25 protein-coding genes and 1 pseudogene are annotated in these 17756 nt (G+C 49.1%); 23 read left to right on the top strand and 3 right to left on the bottom strand.

What is annotated here, in order from left to right:
• Positions 1–408: 408 nt before the first annotated feature.
• The 22 genes and pseudogenes from OCL06_RS01085 to OCL06_RS01190 all read left to right on the top strand — a co-directional run bounded on the left by OCL06_RS01085 (position 409) and on the right by OCL06_RS01190 (position 14724).
• Entirely contained in the window at positions 409–807 is a 399-nt protein-coding gene (locus tag OCL06_RS01085; RefSeq protein ID WP_262991889.1) for a hypothetical protein, read from the top strand.
• A gap of 606 nt (positions 808–1413) precedes the next feature.
• Positions 1414–1677 carry a DUF4282 domain-containing protein gene (locus tag OCL06_RS01090; RefSeq protein WP_262991890.1) on the top strand — a complete coding sequence of 88 codons (264 nt, stop codon included), beginning with the start codon at positions 1414–1416 and terminating at the stop codon, positions 1675–1677.
• Between the two features lie 160 nt (positions 1678–1837).
• Positions 1838–3000, top strand: a protein-coding gene (locus OCL06_RS01095; RefSeq protein WP_262991891.1) for an IS3 family transposase whose coding sequence is annotated in 2 segments (ribosomal slippage) — positions 1838–2093 and positions 2093–3000 — 1164 coding nt in all. Because the reading frame shifts where the segments join, the coding sequence is not laid out codon by codon here.
• Between the two features lie 46 nt (positions 3001–3046).
• Complete coding sequence (locus OCL06_RS01100; protein ID WP_262991892.1) at positions 3047–3424, top strand: hypothetical protein; 378 nt, start codon at positions 3047–3049, stop codon at positions 3422–3424.
• Positions 3425–3589: 165 nt separating this feature from the next.
• Positions 3590–4339, top strand: coding sequence for a VOC family protein (locus tag OCL06_RS01105; protein ID WP_262991893.1), 750 nt, complete (start codon positions 3590–3592; stop codon positions 4337–4339).
• A 168-nt stretch (positions 4340–4507) separates the two neighbouring features.
• Positions 4508–4726 (top strand): VF530 family protein, encoded by a 219-nt coding sequence (locus OCL06_RS01110; protein ID WP_262991894.1) that lies wholly within the window; start codon positions 4508–4510, stop codon positions 4724–4726.
• 442 nt (positions 4727–5168) lie between these two features.
• A pseudogene (locus OCL06_RS01115) lies at positions 5169–5501 on the top strand (hypothetical protein); the annotation flags it as partial.
• 41 nt (positions 5502–5542) lie between these two features.
• The gene (locus OCL06_RS01120; protein ID WP_262991896.1) at positions 5543–6046 is read left to right on the top strand and encodes a hypothetical protein; all 504 of its coding nucleotides are present in this window, start codon (positions 5543–5545) and stop codon (positions 6044–6046) included.
• Positions 6047–6066: 20 nt separating this feature from the next.
• Positions 6067–6648, top strand: coding sequence for a GNAT family N-acetyltransferase (locus OCL06_RS01125; RefSeq protein WP_308445985.1), 582 nt, complete (start codon positions 6067–6069; stop codon positions 6646–6648).
• A 153-nt stretch (positions 6649–6801) separates the two neighbouring features.
• The gene (locus OCL06_RS01130; protein WP_262991897.1) at positions 6802–7179 is read left to right on the top strand and encodes a DUF1428 domain-containing protein; all 378 of its coding nucleotides are present in this window, start codon (positions 6802–6804) and stop codon (positions 7177–7179) included.
• A 235-nt stretch (positions 7180–7414) separates the two neighbouring features.
• Positions 7415–8230 (top strand): DUF4198 domain-containing protein, encoded by an 816-nt coding sequence (locus tag OCL06_RS01135; RefSeq protein WP_262991898.1) that lies wholly within the window; start codon positions 7415–7417, stop codon positions 8228–8230.
• Between the two features lie 85 nt (positions 8231–8315).
• Positions 8316–8768: an ASCH domain-containing protein gene (locus OCL06_RS01140; protein WP_262991899.1), complete on the top strand. Its 453-nt coding sequence runs from the start codon at positions 8316–8318 to the stop codon at positions 8766–8768.
• Between the two features lie 84 nt (positions 8769–8852).
• Positions 8853–9437: a YceB family lipoprotein gene (locus OCL06_RS01145; protein WP_262991900.1), complete on the top strand. Its 585-nt coding sequence runs from the start codon at positions 8853–8855 to the stop codon at positions 9435–9437.
• Between the two features lie 144 nt (positions 9438–9581).
• Entirely contained in the window at positions 9582–9899 is a 318-nt protein-coding gene (sugE, locus tag OCL06_RS01150) for a quaternary ammonium compound efflux SMR transporter SugE (RefSeq protein WP_262991901.1), read from the top strand.
• Positions 9900–10057: 158 nt separating this feature from the next.
• A complete protein-coding gene (locus OCL06_RS01155; protein WP_262991902.1) occupies positions 10058–10216 on the top strand; it encodes a PEP-CTERM sorting domain-containing protein in 159 nt (52 codons plus the stop codon).
• 42 nt (positions 10217–10258) lie between these two features.
• Positions 10259–11113: a sterol desaturase family protein gene (locus OCL06_RS01160; RefSeq protein WP_262991903.1), complete on the top strand. Its 855-nt coding sequence runs from the start codon at positions 10259–10261 to the stop codon at positions 11111–11113.
• A gap of 183 nt (positions 11114–11296) precedes the next feature.
• Positions 11297–11686 (top strand): DUF1761 domain-containing protein, encoded by a 390-nt coding sequence (locus OCL06_RS01165; protein WP_262991904.1) that lies wholly within the window; start codon positions 11297–11299, stop codon positions 11684–11686.
• Positions 11687–11780: 94 nt separating this feature from the next.
• Positions 11781–12245 carry a GNAT family N-acetyltransferase gene (locus OCL06_RS01170; RefSeq protein WP_262991905.1) on the top strand — a complete coding sequence of 155 codons (465 nt, stop codon included), beginning with the start codon at positions 11781–11783 and terminating at the stop codon, positions 12243–12245.
• Positions 12246–12367: 122 nt separating this feature from the next.
• Positions 12368–12715 (top strand): antibiotic biosynthesis monooxygenase family protein, encoded by a 348-nt coding sequence (locus OCL06_RS01175; protein WP_262991906.1) that lies wholly within the window; start codon positions 12368–12370, stop codon positions 12713–12715.
• Positions 12716–12890: 175 nt separating this feature from the next.
• A complete protein-coding gene (locus OCL06_RS01180; protein WP_262992331.1) occupies positions 12891–13310 on the top strand; it encodes a YeeE/YedE family protein in 420 nt (139 codons plus the stop codon).
• A 10-nt stretch (positions 13311–13320) separates the two neighbouring features.
• On the top strand, positions 13321–13734 hold the full coding sequence (locus OCL06_RS01185) for a DUF6691 family protein (protein WP_262991907.1): 414 nt from the start codon (positions 13321–13323) through the stop codon (positions 13732–13734).
• A 21-nt stretch (positions 13735–13755) separates the two neighbouring features.
• Positions 13756–14724 (top strand): calcium/sodium antiporter, encoded by a 969-nt coding sequence (locus OCL06_RS01190; protein ID WP_262991908.1) that lies wholly within the window; start codon positions 13756–13758, stop codon positions 14722–14724.
• A 24-nt stretch (positions 14725–14748) separates the two neighbouring features.
• Here the strand turns inward: OCL06_RS01190 and OCL06_RS01195 are convergent, their stop codons facing one another.
• Positions 14749–15549 carry a substrate-binding periplasmic protein gene (locus tag OCL06_RS01195; protein ID WP_262991909.1) on the bottom strand — a complete coding sequence of 267 codons (801 nt, stop codon included), beginning with the start codon at positions 15547–15549 and terminating at the stop codon, positions 14749–14751.
• Between the two features lie 9 nt (positions 15550–15558).
• Complete coding sequence (locus OCL06_RS01200; RefSeq protein ID WP_262991910.1) at positions 15559–16677, bottom strand: porin; 1119 nt, start codon at positions 16675–16677, stop codon at positions 15559–15561.
• A 237-nt stretch (positions 16678–16914) separates the two neighbouring features.
• Between OCL06_RS01200 and OCL06_RS01205 the strand changes: the two genes are divergently transcribed.
• Positions 16915–17223 carry a hypothetical protein gene (locus OCL06_RS01205; protein WP_262991911.1) on the top strand — a complete coding sequence of 103 codons (309 nt, stop codon included), beginning with the start codon at positions 16915–16917 and terminating at the stop codon, positions 17221–17223.
• A 180-nt stretch (positions 17224–17403) separates the two neighbouring features.
• Here OCL06_RS01205 and OCL06_RS01210 read toward each other — a convergent pair whose 3' ends face one another.
• Positions 17404–17715, bottom strand: coding sequence for a hypothetical protein (locus tag OCL06_RS01210; RefSeq protein ID WP_262991912.1), 312 nt, complete (start codon positions 17713–17715; stop codon positions 17404–17406).
• Positions 17716–17756 lie beyond the last annotated feature (41 nt).

Below are 17756 nucleotides of genomic sequence, written 5' to 3' on the forward strand. Positions count from 1 at the left end.
GGTATGGATTTAAAACACCTTGGGAGATGAAGAATGATTATGCGTGATCAATGTTGCACTTGGGAGTTGATACTAAGAACCATAATGCGACTACGAAAAGCTTTCTAACTCTCTAAAATGGAGACATGTCACATTCGAACCACCGAAAATTGATTTTACATGGGAGAGAGAGTGGCGCATTGAGTCTGAACGTCTAAAAATTGCTCCAGAAGAAGTAACCTTTATTGTGTCACATGAGGGTTATGGGCAATGTCTAAGTACAACCTATTATTCGAAGGAATATCGAGAGGTTGTATATGCAGTACCAGAAGATGAACCATCATCTCATTTATTACCAAAAAACTATAATTTCATGGTAATTTGAAAATATAACAAACCATGTAAGTGGGACAATAACAAGGATGTCTTATGATTAAAGGTGACACCGTTCACGAAAGAAAATTATCGCTAGCTGAAATAGTGAAGGACCATTTGAAGAAATTGGGGAAAAATGCTGAATTAGCATTCAACCAATCAAACTCAGCAGGTCACACTGATAGAGTGCTGGTTAAAAGTGACATTGGAACAATTCACTTAACTACTACATCTTCGAATGACCCAAATGCTTCGCTCGTAACAGGCGGATTCATTGAGAAGGAGCAGGATTTTATAAAAGATAAATCGTTCATCTGCTACGGCTGGGTCGCTAAGGATAAAAGAACGTTTATCATGTTTGTTGAGCCGGAAAATATTGTTGGGCTAGAGGGTATTTCGAAGCAACAGATTACTCAGTTGCGAAACAGGGAATTCAGCACAGTTGTCGCCTAACAACCCAATAAACTCACTTGCTCCGCTCGCTGGGACACAAACACGCAGGGCCGCATCACTATTTTGCCCTACGCGTTTGCGCCCGTTATTGGAGCGTTAGTTGCCAATGGAAGGTTTGAACATCAAAGAAGTTAGACAAAGTGTTGAACACAAGCCTCTTGTGCTTATCGTTGTTTCATTCATATCAACGCTAGTTTGTACATTAGGAACTTTCGGGATTTATTGGCTTCACTTTGGAGGCTTTTTTGCTTATGAGGGTGGGTATTTTTTAGCTCCTGCGGTCTTTATAAGTCCTTTCTTCATTCCTCCGCTAATTTACTATTTCGTATGGCCAATGCAGAGAGCAAATAAACTACTCAAAATATTTTTCCTAATACCATCTTTTCTTTTGATGCTGTTCGTGTTTTATTATTTCTCATTCTATAGATGATTTGACAGTGGCAACTAACAAAACACTAAAGGCGCTCGCGCTGCTCGCTGGGACGCTAATACATGGGCTGCGTCACTTCGTTCCTAATTTTAGCCCCTTGGTGGGAAGTTAGGCTTTTCTGCTCCGAGCTTAACTCTAACTAAAATTGGAGCAATTAATAATAAAAAGGAATTAAAATGAAAAATATGTTTTTCTTTGAATCAATGCTAACCCCTAAAATAATAACTTTTGTATATTGGTTATTATTGTTAGCTGCTGTAGTTTCTGGAATCGGCACGATGTTCAGTGGGTATGGCGGTTTAACTTTTGCAACATTTATGTCCGGTTTATTTATCGGTGCAGGTGGCGCTGTAGGCGCAAGAATTTGGTGTGAGTTAATGATTGTCTTATTCAAAATTAACGCTAACATTCAGGAAATATCTGATAATCCTAAAGCATAGTTGAACAAAGCCTAACAAGACCTTCAAACGGACAAAAAACAGCTGGCTTTTTCTAGTGCCTCGCTAATTTCAGCCAGCTATCTTATTGCCTCTTGTAGTGGCAGACTAAACCCGAACACCGTTTTAAGTGGTAGCATTACACTTAATTACGAGGTGTTCAATGAGAAGACAAAGACGGTCATTCAGTCCGGAATTTAAACATGATGCAGCCAGCCTGGTACTCGATCAGGGGTATAGTGCTTCCGAAGCCGGACGCGCAGTAGACGTTCACGAAAATACTTTGCGCAAGTGGGTTCGGCAGCTTGAGTCTGAACGTAGCGGTAGCACGCCGAAGTCCAAAGCGCTCTCACAAGAGCAGCAGCGTATTCAGGAGTTGGAGGCTCGTGTGAACCGCCTGGAACGAGAAAAGACCATTCTAAAAAAGGCTACCGCACTCTTAATGTCCGACGACCTGAAGTCCACGCGCTGATAGACCGGTTGAGGGTGCATGAATCAACAGAATTGGTCTGTTCAGCTTTAGGTGTTGGTGTCAGTAGTTATTACGAACGGCGAAAGCGTCAACGGCTGATTGGTGCTAAGCGGCGTATTCTTCGCGCCAGAGTGAAGCGCCTGTTCGATAAGAGCCGTCAATCCGCTGGCACACGAACGCTTGTTGATATGCTTCGTGATGAGGGCATCATCATGGGCCGATTCAAAGTGGGTCGGCTAATGAAAGAGCAAGGCCTGATGAGCAAACAGCCAGGTAAGCACGCTTATAAAAATGTGCAGGTTGAGCGGCCAGATATCCCTAACTTACTGGACAGGCAGTTCGATGTCGCACTGCCCAATCAGGTTTGGTGTGGCGATATCACCTACATCTGGACAGGTTCGGCATGGCATTATGCCGCCGTTGTGATTGACCTGCACAGGCGCAGGGTTATTGGCTGGAGCATGTCACATCGACCAGATGCAGAACTTGCTGCCAGAGCCTTGGATATGGCGTATGAACTGAGGGGTAAGCCAAAAGGAGTGATGTTCCATAGCGACCAGGGCTCCCAGTACGGTGCTCGTAAGTTCAGACAAAGGCTGTGGCGGTATAAGATGAGCCAAAGTATGAGTCGCCGAGGAAACTGTTGGGACAATCGCCCAATGGAACGAGTGTTTAGAAGCCTGAAATCTGAATGGATGCCATCAACCGGCTACCGTTCGCCTAATGAAGCAAAACGAGATGTGGGTTATTACCTGATGAATTACTACAACTGGGAAAGACCGCATCAATTCAACGATGGGCTACCACCCGCAAAGGCGGAAGAGTTAGCTAAAATGGTGTCCGGGTTTTATTGACCACTACAGTAGAGGCGCTCAAACTCTGGATTTTGTTAAGTCAATTTTGAGTAAACGTTTAGCTAATTATGACTTTGATAATTTGCTCTTAGTTGGCCACTCAAACGGTGGTGATATTTCTTCCTGGTTAGGGAATGAAAATAAGCCTTACATTAAATCATTAATTACTTTAGATCATAGGCGTGTTCCTTTGCCTAGAGATACAGATTTAAAAGTATTGTCTATTCGGGCTAGCGACTTTCCAGCAGATAAAGGTGTTTTGCCTTCAGAATCAGCGCAAGGCAACATTTGCGTAGTTAAAATTCCAGATTCTCGGCATAATGATATTTCGGATTACGGCCCCGACTGGTTAAAAGATAAAATTAATTTATTAGTTCGTGGTTACTTGCTTGAGCAGTCGTGTTTGGCGCTTAAGAAAGCCTAACAAAGCCATTAAGCATAAGGTCACAAAAAGCTTGGCTTGTGCTCCTTCGTCGCTAAGTTTAGCCAAGCCTTTTGTGCCGCTTATGGCGGCGTTGGTATGTCTAAGTTGTGGTTCTAAACACGGCCCAATTTTGACTCTCGCGAACTCAAACCAGATGAGGTGGTCATGCGAAATCCATTCTTCCACGGCGTTGGCGGAGTTTTAAGCGCAGATATTGCGGTGCCGGATCACGAGCGGGAACTCGGTTTCTACTCGCAGGTTCTTACGACGGGGCCAGCTCCGCTGTGGCGAGACGATTTGACCAACAACAAAGGCACGCCGGTCATCGGCCTAGGGGTACGTACACCTGAGTACAAAGCCCTCCCACTGCAGTGGATGCCGCACATCCAGGTTTCCGATGTCGACGCGAGCGCGGCGCGTACGCTCGAGCTAGGAGGTCAGGAGCTGTTTCACGCCAAAGGCGACAACGGGAAACGTCAGTGGGCAGTTTTAGTTGACCCCGCTGGCGCAGCATTCGGTGTAATCCCCGTAGTAGAAGACGAATCGAACGATGCAAGTCATCTCGACAGTATTGGTTGCATTTCCTGGCTCTCACTCGTGGTCTCGGACGTTTCGATGATGTGTGAATTCTACGAGCAGGTCGTTGGATGGTCGTCGGCCTCGGCCGATACAGAAGGTAGGTTCGAAATGCGGCGACCTGATGGTGTCGCCGTGGCGGAAATCTGCACAATGAATGACGTCAATGAGGGGATCCCTTCCGTCTGGATACTTAGTCTGCCCGTCGATGACTTCGACGAGAGCCTTCGACAAGTTCGCGCGGGCGGAGGTGAGATCGTCAAGGAAGTAACTGGAGCTGGAGACGCCGTCATTCGGGACCCGGTGGGTGTCTACATAGCATTGCAGTCCAAGAAGTGATGCGCGGCGGCCTAACAAGCCGTTACAACAGACAATGCTCGGCCGCCTCTGAATGGCATCACTATGCTGCTGCGCAAAGCTCTACAGTTGTCAGTCTGGTTTTCTTTAGTGGTTGTAGTCCTCTACTTTGTTAAACTGCTTTATCTAATTTAACTTCCAAGGTATTTGATGAGTCAGGAACAACTCAATAATCCTTTGCATGGGCTTACGTTGCAAACGATTCTAACTCGGTTACAAGAGCACTACGGTTGGGATGGTTTATATCAACGGGTAAGGGTAAATTGCTTTAGTAATGACCCTTCAATTAAGTCATCATTAAAATTTTTACGAAAAACACAATGGGCTAGGGATAAAGTAGAGAAGTTGTACATAGATACATTTTCATAATGGTATGAAGTTGCGTTTCACAAGCCACTAAAAGCTCTTGCTTCGCTCGCTAGGAAACTAACAGGTGGGCTGCGTCGCTTCGCTATTATGCGCTACGTGCCTGCGTCCCTTATCCAGACGTTATATGCGCTACGAGACGAAATTCTATGAATAATAATTTGGAAACGTTAATTAAAAGAACGAGTTGGATAGCCCCCTGGTGACTATAGCGCTGCTTCAGCCTTCCCTCGCGCTTGATTCAGCCAGCCTCGTAGATTGGCTTTACTTTGCTTTCCCTGCCTCGTCGTTTTTTCGCTCATGCATTATGTAAAGCATAAGACCTTGGATCTGCTTGTGGCCAATGCGATCCTGTTGGCCTTTGTCATTTTCACTAGTGCTTTAGTTTTCCTGGGTAGCGCATCAGATCCGCAGTCGGCGATTGGCGGACAATTGGTATTACCCACCCGGAAAAATAAGGGTGGTGCACGTCGATGAAGTGCCTTTTCCCTATGAAAACTTTGCGTTAAAAACCTTTGGCGAAGCAGTGGGACTAGTGGGTGAAGGGATCGTTAATAATGCTCAGGTTTTTGGGTACTCAATCTACGTTCGCAATGGATTTGAGTTAGACCGGCCGAAACTGGCCCACGAGTTGGTGCATGTGCTGCAGGTTGAACGAGCCAGCTTAGCTAGCGTTGTAACTCAGCATTTTTCTGATATGGCAGAATTCGGATACGATAAAGCCCCGTTAGAAGTGGAAGCGTCACAAGCCAACAAGACATACAGCGCTGACTGGTAATACAGCTCGCTATTCGCTGCGCTTGCTCAGGATTATTTACTATGACTGCACAAATCCCAGAAAAGCTTACCAACAATATGCGCGAAGTATCATTCGACGATTACGCGCTTTTTGCTATTGGTATTAACGACCCTAAGGGTTTAACCAAATACCAGGGCTACCCGCTTAAACATACGCCCGACAGTGCAAAGTATTCAGACTGTACGGCTTGCTGGCGAGGGTTTGTTGCTAACTATGAACTGACACCTGCCGGCGAGATACAGCTGGTTAAATTTGAATACCCCCTTAGCCCTGTTCCCAGTGAGCCAGATGAAGTACATGAAATATTAAAAGGTGATTTTTGGCTGGAGCTTAGAAAAGGATTTTATGGTGATAAGCTGTTTGTTCCATTTAAAAACGGAAAGATAATCACGGATAGCACCGAATGGGTAGAAGTCTGCATGAAAACGGCGGACCCTGCCCCTAAGCCGGTTAACAACCGTGCCTTGTTCGGCATTTGCATTGTGATAGCACTGCTCGTGAGTTACTACTTTTTGCAGTTGTAAAGGCGCCTGATGTAACCTGATTGCCAGATTTCGCAGGCTGCCGTCACTTAGGCATGTATCTTGGCCTGAGTATCGCAGCGCGTTGTGCGAATGTCAGTTTTTATAAGAGGAATTATTGCATGCGTATCAGGGAGGCAACGGCTTCTGACTTTGATCTAATTTGGCCTTTATTCAAAGAGATCGCCCGTGCCGGAGAAACCTATGCATTTGAACCGGACATAACCAAAGAAGCCGCTGAACAGGTTTGGCTTACCATCCCGCGCAAAACGTTTATCGCCGAAAAAGACGGGCAGTGCTTAGGCACCTACTATCTGAAAACGAACCAAGCCGGACCCGGTAAGCATGTGTGCAACTGCGGTTATATGGTATCTGCCCATGCCAGGGGAAAGGGCTTGGCGACCGCAATGTGCGAGCACTCGCAGCAAACAGCGAAAGCGCTTGGATATAAAGCCATGCAGTTTAATTATGTCGCCTCGACCAATGACGGGGCTGTCAGGCTGTGGGAAAAGCTCGGTTACGATATCGTCGGGCGGCTTCCAAAGGCGTTTAATCATCCGCATAAGGGCTTCGTCGACGCACTGGTGATGTACAAATGGTTATGAGGCCCACTAACCAACACCCGGCTATGGGCTCTCCTGACTTAAAGACTTCGTGTGTAGCGGAAGTGCAGACCAGGCTGGGAAACACACGTTTGAACACACAAGCGAGTGCCGGCACTAAACAGCTAAACTTAGTATGAATATCAGGAAGAGACTATGGCCAGTTACATCGATGGATTCGCTTTTCCCATTAAGCGCAGTTGCATAGCAGAATACAAAGAGTTCGCTGCTGAGGTGGCCGAAATTTGGCTGGAACATGGGGCACTCAGCTACCAGGAATTCATCGGAGACGATTTGTCTTTACAGGGTACACGCTCATTTACCGATGCCGTAGCAGCCATGGATGAGGAAACCATCGTGTTTGGCTGGGTGGAATTTGCCTCCCGTGAGGCTAGGGATCAGGCAAACCACAGGGTGGCCAATGATCCGCGGATGGCGGCACTGGTAGATGCATCGGATGCTGAGTTTGATGCCAGCCGGATGGCATATGGTGGGTTTAAGCCACTTGTTTCCTCTTCGAAACCAAACCGCTGAGCGCGCTGCACGCGATGCGAGCAAGCGAAATAGCGGCTCACGAAAGCCAATTTACGACGATGTATTCTTCCATGTTTGTTAAATAGCCAAACACCACGCAGGCAAACGGGGGTAGACCCCCATTGCACCTCGCACAAATCGAAGTACTATTTATCTCCTGTCGAGTTAGTCTAAATTACTGAATTTTCTGTAATAGCTTTAGAGTAAAACAGATAAATGAAGAGTGAATCACCGCATGACATTATTACAAAAGCTAGCCTGCTTAGGGCTGTTACTGGGTTTTATCCCGACCGCTGTAGCCCACGATTTCTGGCTGGCGCCCGGTCAGTATTACTCTGATGAGCCTGCCGCCGTGTCGGTGCAGTTTAAAGTGGGTCATGAAGAAGATGCGGCCAACTGGAACCTCAGCTGGGATAAAATTGTAGCACTGCGCACTTACAGCGAGGGTGGTATCGCTGATATGGCGGCCAGCATCATTCCCCGCTCGGAATTTATGCCGGGGGTGGCGAAAACGGCTAAGCTCAAATCTGGTACCCATCTCATTGGTTTTGAAAGCTACCACAGTTTCAGCAGCCTGGAAGCCGAGAAATTTAATAGTTACGCGGAAGAAGAAGGCCTGGCTGAAATCATCGCCTACCGTGAGAAGAAAGGCCTGACCACCACCCCTGGCACTGAGCTGTTTTCACGCAAAGCAAAAACCATGATACAGGTTGGTGACGCGCTTTCAGATATCGCCACCACTCCCATTGGCCATACCCTGGAAATTGTGCCGCTGCAGCATCCTGCTGCCATTGAGCCCGGTGACACGCTACCCGTTCAGGTGTTGTTTAAAGGCGAGCCGCTGGCCAATGCACTGATTGACGCCACGCCGCTGGCGGGGGCAGATCATAAAGAGCAGGCCCTGACCACTGATAATGAGGGCAAGGCCACGTTCAGGCTTACCGGCAAAGGCCCTGTGAAGCTCAACGTGATCTGGGGGGTGGCACTGCGTAACAATCAGCAGGCCGATTACGAAAGTTATTTTTCCAGTTTCACCTTTACAGTCAGGTAGTTAATATAATGGCGCAGTAAGTAATAGGACGTGCTGCGCAACGAACTTCTGGGGTTCACCACACATGCATCCTTCCGTACTCAAAATGAGTAACGCGTATTTCCAGGCCAGTGCCCAGCCCGCACGGCCGCTGACGTACTGGCATTTCTGCGATAACGAACACGACGCCAATGAATGTGCAGAGCTCGTTTTACGTAATATTAAACAGGCTACCTCCCCCTCGCTGTGGTGGCATCAGGCGCACAACGAACCATTACCCGAGGTGGGCGAACTGAATGTGGTGACCAATTGGCAGGGGGAAGCCGTGTGCATCATCGAAACTACGCAGGTATCAATTGTCCCTTTTAACGAAATTTCAGACGAGTATGCTGCACTGGAAGGGGAAGGTGATAAAAGCCTGACGTACTGGAAGCAGGTACACTGGGATTATTACCACCGCGAACTGACAGGCACCGCCTTTGCGCCGCAACACGATATGCCTATAGTGTGCCATCAGTTTACCGTGGTATTCAAAGACCCCTCTTTATCTGTCGGTTAGCAGCATTTGACCCGCACCTTTTCTGAGGTTTGCCGTACTATTAAGGTAATTGTATTTATCACGTATCCGCCAAGGGAGGCTGACTTGCACACACATCTAATGACGTTATTGAGGTTCGGGTGCTGCGCGCTGATGACGCTCACCCTGATAGGCTGTAGCAATATCGCGGAGTTATCGCGCTATACGGTGAGCGAAGAAGATATTCAACGCCAGTTGGCCGGCAGCATCACCCAGTTACAGGAGAAAGTGTCGGTGTCGGGGATCCCGATGACCCTGAATGTGGACTCAATGCAGGTGGACATTGGCCCGGAAGGTCGCGATGTCATTCAGCTGGGCACATCAGCTACCGCGTCTGTGAATGTGTTCGGCATTGAATATCCCGCTACCGTGCGCTTAATGTTGGAAGGCAAACCGGTGTATAACGCTGAGAAGAAAGCGGTATATGTCCATAACCTGGCGCTGCTGGACAGTGAAATTGAAGCCAACGGTTACCGGGGTAATCTGGCGCCCGTCAGTGACAGGCTGATGATGCTGGTTAATAGCTACCTTCAGCGCACCCCCGTGTATGAACTCGACACCAGCAAGCAGCTTATTCGTTACCTTTCGGAGTTACCGGTTGAGCTGCGAATAGAGCAAGATCAGCTGGTATTTGCGCCTGTTTCTAAATAGACGCCGATACCCATAGAATTGCGCGCTTGTTTCTCGTAGCTACAGCATGCTTCTGCTCCGTCTCCCTGACTGAGCAAGGGAGCGGGTTAAAAATTACTGGCGGTATAAACAAATAAGCATGCCACAGCGAAGAGTATAAAAAATATGAGTTGGGTGATGTTGTTTATTGCCGGTCTGCTGGAAGTGGGCTGGGCCATTGGGCTGAAATACACCGACGGCTTCACGAAACTTTGGCCGTCGGTGGGAACCATTATTTCCCTGGTGGCCAGTTTTGTGCTGCTTGGGCTTGCGGTTAAATCCCTGCCTGTCGGCACCGCCTACGCAATCTGGGTCGGAATAGGCGCGGTCGGCACCGCAGTGTTGGGGATTTTCCTGTTTGAGGAGTCTGCCGATACGCTGAAACTGGTCAGCCTAGGCCTGATTTGTGCGGGCATCGCCGGTTTAAAACTGGCTCACGGCTGAAACCGTACAGTCTCTTTTCCCCGAATAACACCTTCTTAATGTCGGCTTTCTTTACATAGTTAAAAACTTTGCACCACAACTGTATGTTTTTTAAGCATATGATGTTATGGCTTATTTTATGCTTGGTTCCCATGATCATAAAAAGAAGGATTGGGGTAATGAAAAAAACAACGAAAGTAGTACTAGCGACAACCATGGTGCTGGCATCCGGCGCGGCATCTGCCAGTGTAATACCTGTCCCTGAACCGGGCAGCATTTCACTAATTGGTGCCGGCGTATTAGCCGTTATTATTGCTAAACGCTTTTTCAAAAAATAACATGGGTTAGCCCGGACTGTTGTATGTGTTCGGGCCCTTTCTATGACCTATTCACTTGCTGAATATTATTCCCTGACACTGTTTATCAGCGTTGCGCTGTTATTGCTGCTGGAAAGTGGCCGGGAGTTAAGACGGGAAGACCACGCCATTGGCAGACGCTGGGGCCATACCGGCCTGCTGTATTTTATTGGTCTGAGTCTGTATCAGTTTGTATTTCCCTTTACCTGTCTCACAGCGGCATATCTGGCGGAGTCACAAAACAGAGGGCTAAGTCAGGTCGAAGGCTGGCAATGGCTGCTGGTGTTGGTAGTAAGCATATTGCTGCTGGATTTCATTCGTTGGTATTGGCACTACTTATGTCATCGTGTGCCCTTTCTGTGGCGCATACACCGCATTCATCATACCGACCAGAATTTGGATGTGTTCACTGCCTTGCGGTTTCACCCCATTGAATTAGTATGCGCCGCGGCATTGAATGCTACTGCCATATACGCGTTGGGGATCCCGGTACTCATTGTATTTGCGTACGATGTGGTGGCGATCAGCATAAACAATTTTAATCACAGCAATATCAACTTAGGGGATAAGTGGGAGCGCCGGCTCGGCCGTTTTATATTCACGCCACGCCTGCATGCCGTCCATCACGACGCGCAATCGCAAAACTATCTTATGAATTTAGGTGGTTTCTGGGTATGCTGGGACAAGCTATTTGGTTCGTTTCAGTCACAGTCGCTGGCGCAGGCACAGCAGCAACAATGCGGACTGAAAAGTTATCACGCCCCCAAGCATTCCCGTATCCACTGGATGCTGATAAACCCGCTGTTGCGCCCGTCGAAAGATGAAAAGCTGATTGAAAAACACAGTAAGACTGAAATATTACGTTCAAAAGCACCCTGATATTACATATTTCTTCTAGCCCACGCCGTATGACTTCTTCAACTTAGCGGCCCTCTCCCTACACTTACGTTTAATAGTTGCAAGATCATAGGTTTGCGCGTTTACTTAAAACTACAGGGTGATGGTTTTAAGGGTACGTATTGCCCATGAGATCACTGCTACAAGAATAATAAGGATAAGAAAATGGGTGACGTTAATATTTTCGCCGTGATTGTCGCGGCCATCTCCAGCTTTGTACTGGGTGGCCTATGGTACTCCAAACTGTTGTTCGAGCAGGCCTGGTTGCGTGAAAGTGGCGCGCCGTCTCAGCCAGGTCACCCCGGTAAGGTATTCGGGCTCAGTTTTCTGTTTTGCCTGGTTTCTGCCACCGCCTTTGCTGTGTATTTAGGGCCTGCGCCCGAATTAGGCCACGCGGTAAGCGCGGGGTTGATGGTCGGGCTGTGCTTTGTGGCTGCCAGCTTTGGTATTAACTACCAGTTTGCCCAGCGCAGTATGACCCTACTGGCCATTGATGGCGGGTATCACACTGTCCAGTTTGTGGTGTATGGGCTGGTACTAGGCTTGTGGCCCTGAGTTCATTCAGCGAAGAGGAAAGTTTTAACTGGCGTGCCTGCGCAACCGTTTTTTGGGCGCGTGACCACTTATTTAAAAACAAAGGAGCCGCTCTGTGATCACCTTTCAGCCTACTGCCGATGAAATTGCGGCCGCCGAGCTGACGTTTGCCAACATGCAGTCCTATTACCAGCGCTATTCTGTTAGCTGGGATGCCGGGCAAATTGCTGCCATGACCGCTGGCCTGAACAACTTAGACATTATTAGCGACGGGCAACGTGTGGGCGTGGTCAGACTGAGCTTTGAGGATTCGGTTTGCCACTTGCGCGACTTACAAATAAAACCGGCGTTTCAGAATACCGGCTTAGGTACGCAAACCCTCCACGCGATTAGCCAGCTGGCGTTAACAGCAAACTCGAGTGAACTGAAACTCAAAGTGTTTCAGAGCAGCCCGGCTGCTGCGTTATACCTTCGTAATGGCTTTGTGACCGAACGCCAGGACGACCGCTTCTTTTATATGGTAAAGGAGTTGTCACTGGCCGAGCATATGGATGATGCTGAATCAGCCAGCGCCCGCTAGCGCGATCTGCGCTTTTTCCACAATATCCAAGACAGCCGTTTTTTATTGCTTGCCAGACAGCCAGAAGAATCATTATTCTTATCTTTTCGAAGGGACGCACCGAATGACTACCGGGTGCACTAATGACAGGGAAAAAGCAGCCTATGTATATCGTGATGTTCAGATTTGTGGTGAAGCCGGGAAAAGAAGCCCAGTTTCTTGCTGCATGGCCAACCACCACTCAGGGTATTTACCTGTTTAAAGGCAGTCTGGGGTCGCGTCTGCATCGCAATAAAAACGGGGAGTTTATTGCGTATGCGCAGTGGCCTGATGAAGCAACCTGGCAGGCGGCTGCGTCAATCGAGATGTCTGAGGATTACGAGCAGTCCCGTGAAGATATGCGTGCTGCGCTGAACCTGGAATCAACCGAAATTCTGCATGAGATGGAAGTAGAGGTGGATTACCTGCAACGGCGTCCGTTTGCGGTGTGAGAAGCTCTTGCCACTAATCCAACTGAGCCTTGCTTGAGCCCGCTCGTATGCATTGTCACAGCCACTGAATTTTCTTTCAGTAGTTAAAAAAGCGCGTATTATTCTGTAGTTATGCAAAGCTTGCCGTGTTGCACGGCGCAGTACTCTTATCCATGTTCACACAGAATGAGGACACATTATGACAGACACCTATTTACAGGCACTGCTGGGCGGGATGCTACTGGGTCTCGGCGCCAGTTTGCTGATGCTCGCTAACGGCAAAATTGCCGGTATATCCGGTATTACTCACCAGGCGCTCCGTTCGCTGACAAGCAGCCCCAGCGGCTGGCGCTGGTGTTTCTTGGTAGGTTTAATCGTCGCACCGTTACTGGTGGCTCCGTTTGGCCTTACTCTGCCTGATGCCATTCCAGGCAGCATGTGGGTGCTGGCAGCAGGTGGCCTGCTGGTTGGCATTGGTACCCGGGTGGGCTCGGGTTGTACCAGCGGCCACGGGATCTGTGGTATTGGGCGGTTATCAAAACGCTCTATTGTTGCCACCCTCACTTTCATGGCCACGGCAATTGCGACCGTGACCGTTACCCGTCATCTGCTGTAAGGAGCAATTCATGAAGCAATTACTTACTGCTTTGATTGCCGGCCTTTTATTCGGTGCCGGTCTGACTATTTCCATGATGGTAGATCCGGAACGAGTGCTCGATTTCCTGGATATTTTTGGTGATTGGGACCCTACTCTGGCGTTTGTCATGGGCGGCGGTCTGGCCGTATACCTGCCAATCTTCCACTTTGTTGTGAAGCCCCGTAAAACCACCGTATTTGGTGAGTCCTGCGATCTGCCCTCTGCGACTAAGGTAGACAGCAAGTTACTCGGCGGTTCGGTATTGTTCGGCCTGGGTTGGGGACTAAGCGGCATTTGTCCGGGCCCGGCGTTAAGTAACTTAAGCGGCGGACTTACCGGTATTTTCGTGTTCGTAGCCACTATGATCCTTGGCATGCTCATCGCCGGCAGGTTAACCCGTTAACACCACAATCGCAGGCCCACTATGACAGACGCGCTGCTTATTCTCACCGGCATTGCCCTGCTTACCGGTGGTGGGGAGGCACTTATTCGTGGCTCGTTGGGGGCGGCAGCTAAATTTCGTGTTTCGCCCCTGCTGAGCGGGCTTGTCATTGTGGGGTTCGGCACCTCAGCACCGGAACTGGTGGTGTCGGTAGACGCGGCCATTCACGCGAGGCCGGATATTGCCATTGGCAATGTGGTCGGCAGCAATATTGGCAATATTCTGTTGATCCTGGGCGTATGCGCCCTCGTGCACCCTCTGGCTGTACGGCCGCTAGCGCTGCGCCGGGATACCGTAGTGGTGATTGCCGCCAGTGTATTGTTTATAGGGCTGGCCGCGAATGGAGTACTGGGCCGTTATGATGGGTTATTACTCTTACTGGCGCTGACAGCTTATCTAGTTTTTGCCGTGATCACGGAGCGCGCGCACACGTCACCTATCACTGATATGCATAAGCAGGAGGCCACCGTCACCGGCCGCCTGCCCACCAGCACCTGGGTGAATTGTCTGGCTACACTGGCGGGATTGCTGCTATTGATAGCGGGCTCCCAGGTACTGTTAGCCGGCGCGGTAGGTCTGGCTACGCAATGGGGCGTTTCTGAAGCGGTGATTGGCCTCACGTTGGTAGCCGTAGGCACCTCATTACCTGAACTGTCGATCTCGGTTATTGCCACCTTGCGCCGTCAGGCTGATGTGGCGGTAGGTAACGTACTGGGCAGTAATATTTTTAATGCGTTAGGTATTCTGGGCGTCTCCGCACTGTTGCAGCCATTACCGGTAACCGCCCGTATTGCCGCCTTTGACCAATGGGTAATGCTACTGGCCTCTCTGCTGTTATTGGTGATGCTACTGACCGGTAAACGGCTCAGCCGTGTGGAAGGCGGTATTCTGTTACTTGGCTATATCGCTTACGCCACGGTTAGCTTTATTGGAGCGCCTGGCGGGTTGTAACGTGTGTAACAACCCGCCCCTTGACTATCGGCGGTCGTAATTAACCGGCTTTTCAGGATGCTGGTAAAAGCCTTGTTTGAGCAGGCGCTTGAAGCGTTTCATTTCACCTTGCAGGGTAAGTTCTTCCAGCCCCTTGTTAAACAGGGCCAGCACCAGCTTGGCGTTGTTTTTCCCCTTTGGCACCAGCAAGTGGGTGGTTACCGTGGAGATGAACGGGGACATCTGACGTAAATCGTTGCGCTCTGCCTCACTGAACTCGCTTTGCAGGATGTACCAGCCGGTCAGCTCATCAATCGGAAATACATCAATTTCGCCATCAACCAACGCATTGAAGTTGGCATGGTCATCTTCTTTGGTCACGATGTTGTCTGACTTTTTGATGTAAGCCGACAGCTCATCGGTATACAGGTAGCCTTTGGTAACCCCCATTTTATGGGATTTCAGACCTTCCAGCTCTGACCAGCTATCGATACCACTTTCTTTGTTGGTGTAGAACACCAGGTTTTCCACAGAGATAGGATCGCTGTGCCAAAATTCGTCCTCTCTGGAGCGCACAAAGTTACCGTAGGAAATTGCATCGAACTCTCCGGCTTGGGTGCGCTCCAGCGCTTCGTCCCATGGCATGGAGGTGTATTCTACAATCACCCCTGTTTCCAGAAACGCCCGGGATATAACATGGTTAATATAGCCACCATGCTCCATGTCGGTGGAGGTATACGGGGCATACTCGGTGGTGGCAATTTTCACCTTCAGCCAGGCATGGGCTTCGCTATAGCCGGGCAGGATGAGTAAGGTGAGGCTCAGTATCAGGGTAAAAAATCTCATAGTCATCCTCTAAAAGTAAACGCCTAAGCTCACATTGAAACGGTGGGTAGTATCCTGACGGCCGCCCAGGTCTAGCCCCACACCGGGACCGCCTGAGAACCACATGTTCTCGCCGCGGATACTGTCTACGTATACGTACAGTTTCGACCAGCCGAAACTACAGCCATTCACCCATTGCGAGGACGCCAGTGCGGCGTCATCATCCGGATTAACACGACTATATTCGGTGTAGCATTTAATGGGTGAAAGCGCCTTAAATTTAAACGGCAGGGTGTACACCAAATTCGCTATTACACTGTTTCCTTTGGTGGTGGCCAAAAACGGAAAGGTAAAGGAGGACATTGCCATTCTGTCGGTGGCCTGGCCCTCGGGCGCAGCCAGATCGTAGTCGAACTCGGTATACTGCAAGTCGATTTTAATGGGATCCTGGGTATGGCGCAGGTGCACAGCATACGCGTGCATATCTCCCTCATCCAGGGTATCTAAATTCAGTATCTTACCATGCTGATATGACGCGCCCACTTCGGTGATCGCCCGGCGAATAAACTTGCCGGTATAATTCACGCGCAGGTTGTACTGGCCATCTTCCTGATTCCGGAACTCTCCGTCATCGGCCACATCAAAGGTATAACGGCCAAAACGTGATGCATCGTTATACTCGTCATTCATGAAGTAGCCGGCCTGCACATCCCAGTCGCCCCGTTCGTAGTGCAACACGGCTCCCGCGTCATAGTCGTCTTCGAAGCCTATGTAATAGTTCGCCGAAAACCAAAAGCTGTTTGACGTGAAGGGGAGCAAACCAAACGGAACCTTGGTGACGCCCGCAGTCAGCTTCCAGTATTCATCGTGGGTGTAGGTGATATCCGCATAGCGCACAGTGGTGAAATCGATATTTTCGTACCAGCGATATTCTGCTTTATAGCTGAATTTCTCGTACTCTCCGGAGATGTTGAGTCGAAATGACTCAAACTCCAGACCATCACGCAGTTCTTCTTCGCCCCAGTCAACATGCCCGTAGTTGAGCCGGACGTGACCGCCAAGCTCGAAAGGCAACTCGTCAGCACCCGCTGGAGCGACCAGCGTGGCTGGTAGCGCGAGGGTTAACAGGGTACAGGCTGTTTTTTTCATACCGCAGTCCTTGCCTACTCTTTCGTGGTGAATTGCCTGCATTACGCGGGCGCTACCGCCAAAAGAAGGTTAATTGTTGTCTGACAATAAGTTACTAACTCTTAATGAATATAGATCACCGCCACGCCTTTAGCGCAATAAAGAGGGAACAAGCCACCAACCTGTACCTTGGTTCATCTTTACCGGCCGCAAGCCGGCGCAGTATGATGCGAAGGGGTTAACGAATAAGGATAACAAATGCACCCGTTCGACAGAGTGGATTACATGGAAGACAGTGTAAATGGTGGGCTATGGCGGTTTATGTTAACTGCCGGCATCCTGAGCTGGAGCCTGCCTGTAGGTATCGCCGGTAAGTTTATTTTCGACTGGTTCGGGATCCTTCCTCTGGACGAGGATCTGGTAGAATACGTACTGATGTTTATCGCGCTTGGCTGTGGTTATGCCTGTGTGAAATGGTTTGTCCTGAAGCGCACTTATGATCGATTACAGGCAATTAACCTGGACGATTACGAGTTTCTGTTTGAGGATGACGAATATATTGATTAGCCCCTGCGGTGGTCAGTCCCGGTAAAGCTGATTGCTGAGTGTCTATAATGTGAGCATATTACATCGTACTGAAATTCTTACAGGCAAGTAATTCTTGTCACTGAGATTTTCCCAAGATGCTCTGTAATGATGCACAAACAAAAACAGCCCCTTATGGGGCTGTTCGATAAACTCACGGGATTAGTTATCGTCTAAATCTCGCTCGTCATCATCTTCCGGCATTTCAACGTCAACTTCAGGCACTTCTACGACTTTCTTCTCAGTACCTACTTCAACGTCAGCAGTGTCTACGTCGTATTCAGGCATCTCGCCGCCTTCCACATCAACGTCCGGCATTTCGCCGTCTTCTTTCTTCACTACTTCGTACTCAGGTACTTCACCGCCCTCGACTTCTACATCGGGCATATCGCCTTGTTCTGTTTTATCTACATCACATGCACCCAGTGCCAACGCGACACTCGATATAGCGAATAATTTACCTAGCTTCAGCATTTTCTCTCTCCTGATTGTCGCTTATGTCGATAATAGTGAAG

It is taken from the genome of Alteromonas salexigens (assembly GCF_025628895.1).
Taxonomy (GTDB): domain Bacteria; phylum Pseudomonadota; class Gammaproteobacteria; order Enterobacterales; family Alteromonadaceae; genus Alteromonas; species Alteromonas salexigens.

Excerpts from the sequence above, each read along its gene's own strand:
- OCL06_RS01085 (WP_262991889.1), top strand. The coding sequence starts at position 409 with ATGATTAAAGGTGACACCGTTCACGAAAGAAAATTATCGCTAGCTGAA.
- OCL06_RS01090 (WP_262991890.1), top strand. The coding sequence starts at position 1,414 with ATGAAAAATATGTTTTTCTTTGAATCAATGCTAACCCCTAAAATAATA.
- OCL06_RS01105 (WP_262991893.1), top strand. The coding sequence starts at position 3,590 with ATGCGAAATCCATTCTTCCACGGCGTTGGCGGAGTTTTAAGCGCAGAT.
- OCL06_RS01110 (WP_262991894.1), top strand. The coding sequence starts at position 4,508 with ATGAGTCAGGAACAACTCAATAATCCTTTGCATGGGCTTACGTTGCAA.
- OCL06_RS01120 (WP_262991896.1), top strand. The coding sequence starts at position 5,543 with ATGACTGCACAAATCCCAGAAAAGCTTACCAACAATATGCGCGAAGTA.
- OCL06_RS01130 (WP_262991897.1), top strand. The coding sequence starts at position 6,802 with ATGGCCAGTTACATCGATGGATTCGCTTTTCCCATTAAGCGCAGTTGC.
- OCL06_RS01135 (WP_262991898.1), top strand. The coding sequence starts at position 7,415 with ATGACATTATTACAAAAGCTAGCCTGCTTAGGGCTGTTACTGGGTTTT.
- OCL06_RS01140 (WP_262991899.1), top strand. The coding sequence starts at position 8,316 with ATGAGTAACGCGTATTTCCAGGCCAGTGCCCAGCCCGCACGGCCGCTG.
- sugE (WP_262991901.1), top strand. The coding sequence starts at position 9,582 with ATGAGTTGGGTGATGTTGTTTATTGCCGGTCTGCTGGAAGTGGGCTGG.
- OCL06_RS01155 (WP_262991902.1), top strand. The coding sequence starts at position 10,058 with ATGAAAAAAACAACGAAAGTAGTACTAGCGACAACCATGGTGCTGGCA.
- OCL06_RS01160 (WP_262991903.1), top strand. The coding sequence starts at position 10,259 with ATGACCTATTCACTTGCTGAATATTATTCCCTGACACTGTTTATCAGC.
- OCL06_RS01165 (WP_262991904.1), top strand. The coding sequence starts at position 11,297 with ATGGGTGACGTTAATATTTTCGCCGTGATTGTCGCGGCCATCTCCAGC.
- OCL06_RS01175 (WP_262991906.1), top strand. The coding sequence starts at position 12,368 with ATGACAGGGAAAAAGCAGCCTATGTATATCGTGATGTTCAGATTTGTG.
- OCL06_RS01185 (WP_262991907.1), top strand. The coding sequence starts at position 13,321 with ATGAAGCAATTACTTACTGCTTTGATTGCCGGCCTTTTATTCGGTGCC.
- OCL06_RS01190 (WP_262991908.1), top strand. The coding sequence starts at position 13,756 with ATGACAGACGCGCTGCTTATTCTCACCGGCATTGCCCTGCTTACCGGT.
- OCL06_RS01195 (WP_262991909.1), bottom strand. The coding sequence starts at position 15,549 with ATGAGATTTTTTACCCTGATACTGAGCCTCACCTTACTCATCCTGCCC.
- OCL06_RS01200 (WP_262991910.1), bottom strand. The coding sequence starts at position 16,677 with ATGAAAAAAACAGCCTGTACCCTGTTAACCCTCGCGCTACCAGCCACG.
- OCL06_RS01205 (WP_262991911.1), top strand. The coding sequence starts at position 16,915 with ATGCACCCGTTCGACAGAGTGGATTACATGGAAGACAGTGTAAATGGT.
- OCL06_RS01210 (WP_262991912.1), bottom strand. The coding sequence starts at position 17,715 with ATGCTGAAGCTAGGTAAATTATTCGCTATATCGAGTGTCGCGTTGGCA.